This is a genomic window from Curtobacterium sp. APC 4022, from assembly GCF_030407555.1.
In the GTDB taxonomy this organism is placed as follows: Bacteria; Actinomycetota; Actinomycetes; order Actinomycetales; family Microbacteriaceae; genus Curtobacterium.
Window position 1 is genome coordinate 54,843 of record NZ_JASDDD010000017.1, and the last position, 7,529, is coordinate 62,371.

Here is a 7,529-nt window from a genome sequence, read left to right on the forward strand (position 1 = left end):
CCGGGCGGTGCCGGACACTCCAGGACATGAGAACCGGAAGCGGCGACGACGCCGAGGACTGGGCGGCCGCGGGCCGCGGTGACGGCGAGGCCTACGGCCGCGTCTTCGACCGTCACCGCGACCGCGTGCACCGCCACGCGCTCCGGCTGGTGCCGCCTGAGGTGGACGTGGACGACGTCGTGGCCGTCGTCTTCCTCGAAGCCTGGCGGCGGCGACGGAGCGCCCGGCTCGTCGACGGTGACCTGCTGCCGTGGCTGCTCGTCACCGCGACGAACGTGGCCCGCAACGCGACGCGGACCACGATGCGGTACCGGCGCCTGCTCGCCACACTCCCGCCCGCCGACCACGCTCCGGACCCGGCCGACCGACACGACGACGGCGCTGCCGTCGCCGCGTTCCGGAGGCTCTCCCCGGCCGACCAGCAGGTCCTGGCCCTCTGCGTGATCGCCGGGCACCGCGAGGCCGAGGCCGCCGAGGTCCTCGGTGTCCCGATCGGGACCGTCAAGTCCCGCCTCTCCCGCGCCCGGAAACGCCTCGGCGCACAGTTCGCCGAGCAGACGGCGGCCCCCACAGCACCCGCGACCACCACCGGAGGACCACGATGAACACGACCTCCCGAGACGACGCCCTCCGCGCCCTGCTCGTCGACCGCGTCGGTCGTTCCGCCAGGCGGCGTCGCTGGCTCGTGCCGACGATCGGCGTCGGCGCGTTCGTCGCCGCCGGCGCCCTCACCGCCGGAGCGCTCGTCGGCACCGGGTTCCTGCAGCAGACGCTCGCCCCCGAGGACGCGACAGCCCTCGTCGAGACCGGTGCAGCCGGGGACGTGACCCTGCTCGGCGCACCGGTCGTCCGCGTCAGCGACGGGGCGACGAGCCTGACACTGCCCGACCGGCCGTCCGGCGCGCACCACGTCGCCGTCGGGCTGCAGTGCGCGCCGCCCGAGACCGCGACCGTCACCGTCGGGGCGGACGAGGGCGATGGTGAGCCGACGACCGCGGACTGCGGGACGTCGGTCACCCTGCCCGTGGGGTCGAGTGCGGGGGAGCGGCCGGTCGTCCGGGTGGACCACGCCGGGAGCCCGATGACCGTCTGGGCTGCGTGGGCACGTCCGGACCCGGTGCCGGGTCCGTCGCCCGAGCAGCAGGACGCCGTCGAGGACGGGGTCGTCACGAGGCCGGAGTACATCGCGGCGTGGGACCGGTACGTGGGGTGCATGCGGGCGTCCGGGCACCCGGTCGACCTCGGTGACGAGGACCCGGTCGTGTTCGCGATCGCGGTTGCTGCCGAGTCGGCACAGGCCGACACCCGGTGTGGGGCGGTCGAGCTGGGGCAGGTCGGCGCACTGTGGCAGGCCGAGCACCCGGACGCGCAGGAGTTCACGAGCGCGGCGGGAGCGCGGTACGACCCGGCGGCGGACCCGCGGTACGCGGGGGAGCGGTAGCGGGAGCGCTGGCCGTGCGGGGCGCAGCCGGACGACGGACGGGACCGGTCTGGAGGCGCGGGGCGAGCCTCCAGACCGGTCACCACGCGGTCCCTTCCGCTCCCTGCCGGAACGACGGAAGGGCCCCGTCGCTGACGCGACGGGGCCCTTCTGCTGGGTCGGGGAGACTCAGCCCTTCTTGGCGAGTGCCTCGAGGGTGTCGTCGTTCGAGTACGCCTCGACGGCGTTGTCCTTGGTGACGAGGACCGGGGTCAGCTCGACGGTCGGGACGATCTTCTTGCCGTTGTCGTTGTTCTTGTCGCTCACGGTCTTCGGCTTCTTGCCGTCGGCCAGGTCGGACACCAGGTCGATCGCGGCCTGGGCCTCGTCGGTGGTGTTCTTGTAGATGGTCGAGTACTGCGTGCCCTGCATGATGAGCGGGATCGACGCGGTCTCGGAGTCCTGACCGGTGACGACGGGGTTGTCCTTGCCGGCGGCCTTGGTCGCGGTGAGGATCGCACGGGCGAGCGTGTCGTTCGGCGAGAGGACGCCGTCGAGCTCGGTGTCACCGGTGTAGTACTGCGCCAGGAGGTCGGTCATGCGCGACTGGGCCTTCTGTGCGAGCCAGCCCTGCGTGGCGACCTTCTGGAACGAGGTCTGACCGGAGACGACCTTGATCGTGCCGTCGTCGATCTTCGGCTGCAGGACGTCCATCGCACCGTTGAAGAACACGGTGGCGTTGGCGTCGTCCGGCGAACCGGCGAAGAGCTCGACGTTGTACGGCTTGTCGCCCTTCTTCTCCTCGAGGCCCTTGAGGAGCGCCTGCGCCTGGAGCTGGCCGACCTTGAAGTTGTTGAACGCGACGTAGTAGTCGACGTTCTCGGTGTTCAGGATGTTGCGGTCCCAGGCGATGACGGTCGCACCGGCGGCCTTGGCGGCCTTGACCTGCGAGCCGAGCTGCGAACCGTCGGCGGCACCGACGATGATCGCCTTCGCGCCCTTGGTGACCATGCCCGAGATCTGCGACTGCTGGTCCGGGACCGGGCTGCCGGCGTTGGCGTACTGGATGTCGGCCTTGAAGCCGGCCTTCTCGATCGACTTCTTGAACGCGGCGCCCGCGAGGACCCAGTTCTGCGAGGTCTTGGCGGGGAGGGCGACACCGATGAGGTCACCCTTCTTGATTGTCGAGCTCGAGCCCGAGTCGCCACGGGCCGAGCAGCCGCTGAGGGCGAGGCCCGCGATGAGCGCCAGGCTGACGCCGGCGACGATCTTCTTGCGCATGTGATTGCTTTCTCTTCGTTGAGGAGTTGGGGCCGGGGCCCCGCTGTGTGGATGGGTCGTACCGGGTGGAGCGGCGGTCGGTCACCCGACCGCCGCGGTCGCCCGAGCTAGGGGAGGGTGGGCTTCTCGGGCTGGTCGTCGATCGAGCGGGGCTGCTGGGCACCGACGGTGTTCTGCTCGGTGTCCTTCCGCTGGAACTGCCGCATCATGCCGCCGATCAGCGACGGACGGCCCTGCGACTTCGAGTAGACGTCGAAGGCGACGGCGACGAGCAGGACCAGACCACGGATGATCTGCACCTTGTTCGACTCGAGCCCCATCAGCTGCAGACCGTTGGACAGCAGCGCCATCACGAGACCACCGATGATCGACCCGGAGACCGTGCCGACACCACCGGCCACCGCGGCACCACCGACGAACACGGCGGCGATCGCGTCGAGCTCCCAGCCGGTGCCGTCCGCGGGGCCCGAGGCACCCGAGTAGGCGACGAACACCATGCCGGCGATCGCGGCGAGGATCGACATGTTCATCATGACGAAGAAGTTGACCTTCTTCGCGGAGACGCCCGACAGGATCGCGGCGTTGGCGTTGCCACCGACGGCGTAGACCTGGCGACCGAAGATGGTGTTCTTCGTGACGAAGCCGTAGATGATGACGAGCACGCCGAGGATGATCGCGACGACCGGGACGGACGTGCCGACCGGACCGGCGGCGAACAGGTACGTGGCGAAGAGGGTGACGGCGACCAGGACACCGGTGCGGACGATCGAGACCCACAGCGGCGGGACCTCGGCCTGCATCTTCTTGCGGCGGGCACGGCCACGCGCCTCGATGATGATCAGGGCGAGCACGGTCGCGAGACCGATGATCAGCGTGCCGTTGCTGAAGCCGAAGTCCGGACCGAAGTCACCGAGGAAGCCGGCACCGATCGGGGTGTAGGCCTCCGGGACGGGGACCGACGTCGAGGCGCCGATGATCTGGTTCGCACCGCGGAAGATGAGCTGCCCGGCGAGCGTCACGATGAAGGCCGGGACCTTCACGAACGCCACCCAGAAGCCCTGCCAAGCACCGATCAGGGCGCCGATGACGAGGCCCAGGATGATCGCGGCCCACACCGGGAAGTGCCAGACCGACATGGACTGCGCCACGACGATGCCGACGACCGCCGCGACCGAACCGACCGACAGGTCGATGTGGCCGGCGATGATCACCATGACCATCCCGAGCGCCAGGATCAGGATGTACGAGTACTGCAGGAAGAGGTTGATCACGTTCGTGGGCTCGAGGACCAGCCCCTGCGTGGTCCACGCGAAGAAGGCGAGCAGCACGATGAGCGCGATGATCATGCCGTACTGGCCGATGGAGTTGCCCTTGCCGAAGAGCAGCTTCAGGTTGTTCATGAGACGGGGGCGCCCTTCCGCGCGGACGTCATGCTGCGCATGAGCGTTTCTGGATCGGCCTGGTCGGCCGGGAGGTCAGCAGTGATCTGCCCCTCGAAGATGGTGTAGATGCGGTCGGAGAGACCGAGGAGCTCGGGGAGCTCGGACGAGATGAGGATGATGCCCTTCCCCTCGGCCGCGAGCTGCTGGATGATCCCGTAGATCTCGAACTTCGCGCCGACGTCGATGCCGCGGGTGGGCTCGTCGAGGATCAGCAGGTCGGGGTCGGTGAACATCCACTTCGACAGGACGACCTTCTGCTGGTTCCCGCCGGAGAGCTTGCCGACGTTGTCCTCGACGCTCGGCACCTTGGTGCGGAGGAGCTTCCGGTACTTCTCGGCGACCGAGTACTCCTCGAGGGAGTCGACGACGCCGCCCTTGGCGATCTTCTTGAGGTCCGCCGCGACGGTCGAGCGCTTCACGGTGTCGAGCAGGTTCAGGCCGAGGGCCTTGCGGTCCTCCGACACGTAGCCGAGACCGTTGTTGATCGCCTGCTGGACGTTGGTGACCTTGATCTCCTGGCCGTCCTTGATGATCTGCCCGTCGAGCCAGGTGCCGTAGGAGCGACCGAACAGGCTCATCGCCAGCTCGGTGCGTCCGGCACCCATCAGGCCGGCGAAGCCGACGATCTCACCCTTGCGGACGTGGAAGTCCGAGCCCTTGCAGACCAGACGCGACGAGTCGATCGGGTGCTGCACGGTCCAGTTGCGGACCTCGAAGAAGGTCTCGCCGATCTTCGGGGTGCGGTCCGGGAAGCGGGACTCGAGCGAGCGGCCGACCATGCCGCGGATGATGCGGTCCTCGTTGACGCCGTCCGCCTTGACGTTGAGCGTCTCGATGGCCTTGCCGTCTCGGATGATCGTGATCTCGTCCGCGATCTGCTCGATCTCGTTCAGCTTGTGGCTGATGATGATGCTCGAGATGCCCTTGGCCTTCAGCCCGACGATGAGGTCGAGCAGGTGCTGGGAGTCGTTCTCGTTCAGGGCGGCCGTCGGCTCGTCCAGGATGAGGAGCTTGACGTCCTTGTGCAGGGCCTTGGCGATCTCGACCAGCTGCTGCTTGCCGACGCCGATGTTCTTGATCTGGGTGTCCGGGTCGTCGGACAGGCCGACGCGGGCCAGCAGGTCCTGGGCACGGAGCTGCGCTGCGGTCCAGTCGATGCGACCGAAGCGGCCCGGCTCGTTGCCGAGGAACAGGTTCTCGGTGATCGAGAGTTCCGGGATCAGCGCCAGCTCCTGGTGGATGATGACGATGCCGGCCTGTTCGGACTGCTTGATGTTCGAGAAGCGGACCTCTTCGCCCTCGTAGACGATCTGGCCGTCGTAGGTGCCGTACGGGTAGACGCCCGACAGCACCTTCATCAGCGTGGACTTGCCAGCGCCGTTCTCGCCGCAGATCGCGTGGATCTCGCCGGCGCGGACACTCAGCGAGACTTCCGAGAGCGCCTTCACACCAGGGAACTCCTTGGTGATGGAACGCATCTCGAGGATCGTCTCGGGAGCGGTGATCGAACGGGTCTCGAGCCCGCTTGCGATCGGGTCGTGACCCTGTGGGGTTGACGCCACGGTGCATCTCCTTCTGCCGCTGCGATGCGGCAGTCCTTCGGTGGTTCAGCTACGGCATCCGAAGGGCACGGGGGTGCGTGCGGACTTCGTTGTCGCGTCCGGGTGATCCTCGTGTGACAGCCGATGTGAACGGTCACATCGAGGAACGGAGGCAATGTTACGCACACGCTCAGCCGGGCTGTCAATTCGGATCGGTCACGTTTCGGTGACGCTGCGGGCAGTTTCCGCGCAGGGCGGAAGCGGTGTCCCTCGGGTTGGGGTCAGGGCCCCGACGCGCCCGGGACCCGCCCAGGCCCGGGCCTGCGGCGGTTCAGCGGCGACGCGGGGCGGACGTGGAGCCGCGGACGACCAGCTGCGGGACGATGTCGATCGGGCGGAGCAGGTCCTCGCCGCTCGGCAGCAGGATGTCCACGCTGCGCCGTCCGAGTTCGGCGAAGTCCACCTGCACCGTCGTGAGCGGCGGCCAGAAGTGCTTCGCCTCGGGGATGTCGTCGTAGCCGACCACCGACAGGTCGCCGGGGACGTCGAGCCCGTACGACCGCGCCGCGTGCATCACGCCCAGGGCCATCGCGTCGTTCGAGCAGAACACCGCCGTGCAGTCGCGCCACCGCAGCAGCTCCCGTCCGGCGTGGTAGCCGAAGTCGGCCGTCCAGTCCCCGAGGATCGGCGGCTGCACCGGCATGTCCCGGTCCGACATCTCGCGGAGGAACCCCTGCATCCGGGCGTCCGCCTCGATCCAGTCCTGCGGCCCCGCGATGTGCCGGACGTACTCGTGGCCCAGGTCCAGCAGGTGCGCGGTCGCCAGCCGGGCGCCCTCCATCTGGTCCACCCAGAGCGCGGTCGGATCCTCGTTGATGCTCGAGCGCAGCGTGACGTAGGGCGTCCGGACGCCGAGCTCCTCGATGATGTCGAACACGCGCTGCTGCGGGGCGATCACGATGATGCCCTCGACGTCCTGGTCGAGCAGGTGCCCGAGTCCGTCGCGCACCGCCCCGTCCGTCGGCACCGCGATGTTCGCCGTCGTCACCGAGTACCCGCGGAGGACCGCGGCGTCCTCGATCGCCTGCAGGGTCACGGTCGGCCCGTAGTGGGACCGTTGCGCCGTCAGCACCCCGATCGTCCGGGTCTTGCTCGTCACCAGTGCACGTGCGGCCCGGTTCGGCCGGTACTGCAGTTCCTCCATCGCCGCGAGGACACGGTCACGTGTCTCGGCCCGGATCGCGTCCGAGTTGTTGAGGACTCGGGAGACGGTCTGGTGCGAGACGCCCGCGACCCGCGCGACGTCACGGATGCTGGGGGACCGCGGCTGCTCTGCCCGCGTGGTCGCCATCGTTGCTCTCTCCCGCCCGGGGCCGCGGCACGCCCATGTGCACGTTCACATCCCGAGCCAGATCATTATGCACGCCTCCGGGGTCGGTGCCACCTGGACGAGGAGCGGACCGCAGCCGCCCCACCGGCGCCCTGGCCTGCTGGTGGCGCGCCGGCGCGGGAACGACGGACGGGAGGCCCGTGGCGGTGTCGCCGCGGGCCTCCCGTCCGTCGTCCGGGCGCGTCGGCCCCGGATCCGTGCTTCAGCTCCCGCCGTCACCCCGCTGCACGCGCGTGTCCCGGCGGCGTCGGAGCAGGACGAGTCCGGCGAGGAGCGCCACGACGGCGGCGGCGCCGAGCCCGGCGAGGCCGACCGTCGGGCCGGTGAAGGCGAGCGAGCCGCCGGGTCGACCGGCGTCCATGCCGCTGCCGGCATGGGTGCCGATTCCCGTGCCCGGCACCGTTCCGGCGACCGGCGTCGGATTCGTCGCGGGAGTCGACGTCGGGGGAGAGGTG

6 protein-coding genes and 1 pseudogene are annotated in these 7,529 nt (G+C 69.4%); 2 read left to right on the top strand and 5 right to left on the bottom strand.

Annotation, left to right across the window (positions count from 1 at the left end):
• Positions 1 to 26: 26 nt before the first annotated feature.
• Positions 27 to 605 (top strand): sigma-70 family RNA polymerase sigma factor, encoded by a 579-nt coding sequence (locus QL987_RS07830; protein ID WP_221850401.1) that lies wholly within the window; start codon positions 27 to 29, stop codon positions 603 to 605.
• Positions 602 to 1,441: a hypothetical protein gene (locus tag QL987_RS07835; protein ID WP_290157066.1), complete on the top strand. Its 840-nt coding sequence runs from the start codon at positions 602 to 604 to the stop codon at positions 1,439 to 1,441. Before QL987_RS07830 ends, QL987_RS07835 begins: the two co-directional genes overlap by 4 nt.
• 168 nt (positions 1,442 to 1,609) lie before the next feature.
• Here QL987_RS07835 and QL987_RS07840 read toward each other — a convergent pair whose 3' ends face one another.
• The 5 genes and pseudogenes from QL987_RS07840 to QL987_RS07860 all read right to left on the bottom strand — a co-directional run.
• Positions 1,610 to 2,701, bottom strand: coding sequence for a sugar-binding protein (locus QL987_RS07840; RefSeq protein WP_111076010.1), 1,092 nt, complete (start codon positions 2,699 to 2,701; stop codon positions 1,610 to 1,612).
• Between the two features lie 107 nt (positions 2,702 to 2,808).
• Positions 2,809 to 4,101 (bottom strand): multiple monosaccharide ABC transporter permease, encoded by a 1,293-nt coding sequence (mmsB, locus tag QL987_RS07845; protein WP_111076009.1) that lies wholly within the window; start codon positions 4,099 to 4,101, stop codon positions 2,809 to 2,811.
• Positions 4,098 to 5,621 carry a multiple monosaccharide ABC transporter ATP-binding protein gene (gene mmsA / locus QL987_RS07850; RefSeq protein WP_181439349.1) on the bottom strand — a complete coding sequence of 508 codons (1,524 nt, stop codon included), beginning with the start codon at positions 5,619 to 5,621 and terminating at the stop codon, positions 4,098 to 4,100. The genes mmsB and mmsA overlap by 4 nt, the downstream gene beginning before the upstream one ends.
• 394 nt (positions 5,622 to 6,015) lie before the next feature.
• Positions 6,016 to 7,035: a LacI family DNA-binding transcriptional regulator gene (locus QL987_RS07855; RefSeq protein ID WP_253466788.1), complete on the bottom strand. Its 1,020-nt coding sequence runs from the start codon at positions 7,033 to 7,035 to the stop codon at positions 6,016 to 6,018.
• 241 nt (positions 7,036 to 7,276) lie between these two features.
• Positions 7,277 to 7,529, bottom strand: a pseudogene (locus QL987_RS07860) (hypothetical protein); the annotation flags it as partial.

Coding starts and splice junctions, on each gene's coding strand:
- QL987_RS07830 (WP_221850401.1), top strand. CDS start 27: ATGAGAACCGGAAGCGGCGACGACGCCGAGGACTGGGCGGCCGCGGGC.
- QL987_RS07835 (WP_290157066.1), top strand. CDS start 602: ATGAACACGACCTCCCGAGACGACGCCCTCCGCGCCCTGCTCGTCGAC.
- QL987_RS07840 (WP_111076010.1), bottom strand. CDS start 2,701: ATGCGCAAGAAGATCGTCGCCGGCGTCAGCCTGGCGCTCATCGCGGGC.
- mmsB (WP_111076009.1), bottom strand. CDS start 4,101: ATGAACAACCTGAAGCTGCTCTTCGGCAAGGGCAACTCCATCGGCCAG.
- mmsA (WP_181439349.1), bottom strand. CDS start 5,621: ATGCGTTCCATCACCAAGGAGTTCCCTGGTGTGAAGGCGCTCTCGGAA.
- QL987_RS07855 (WP_253466788.1), bottom strand. CDS start 7,035: ATGGCGACCACGCGGGCAGAGCAGCCGCGGTCCCCCAGCATCCGTGAC.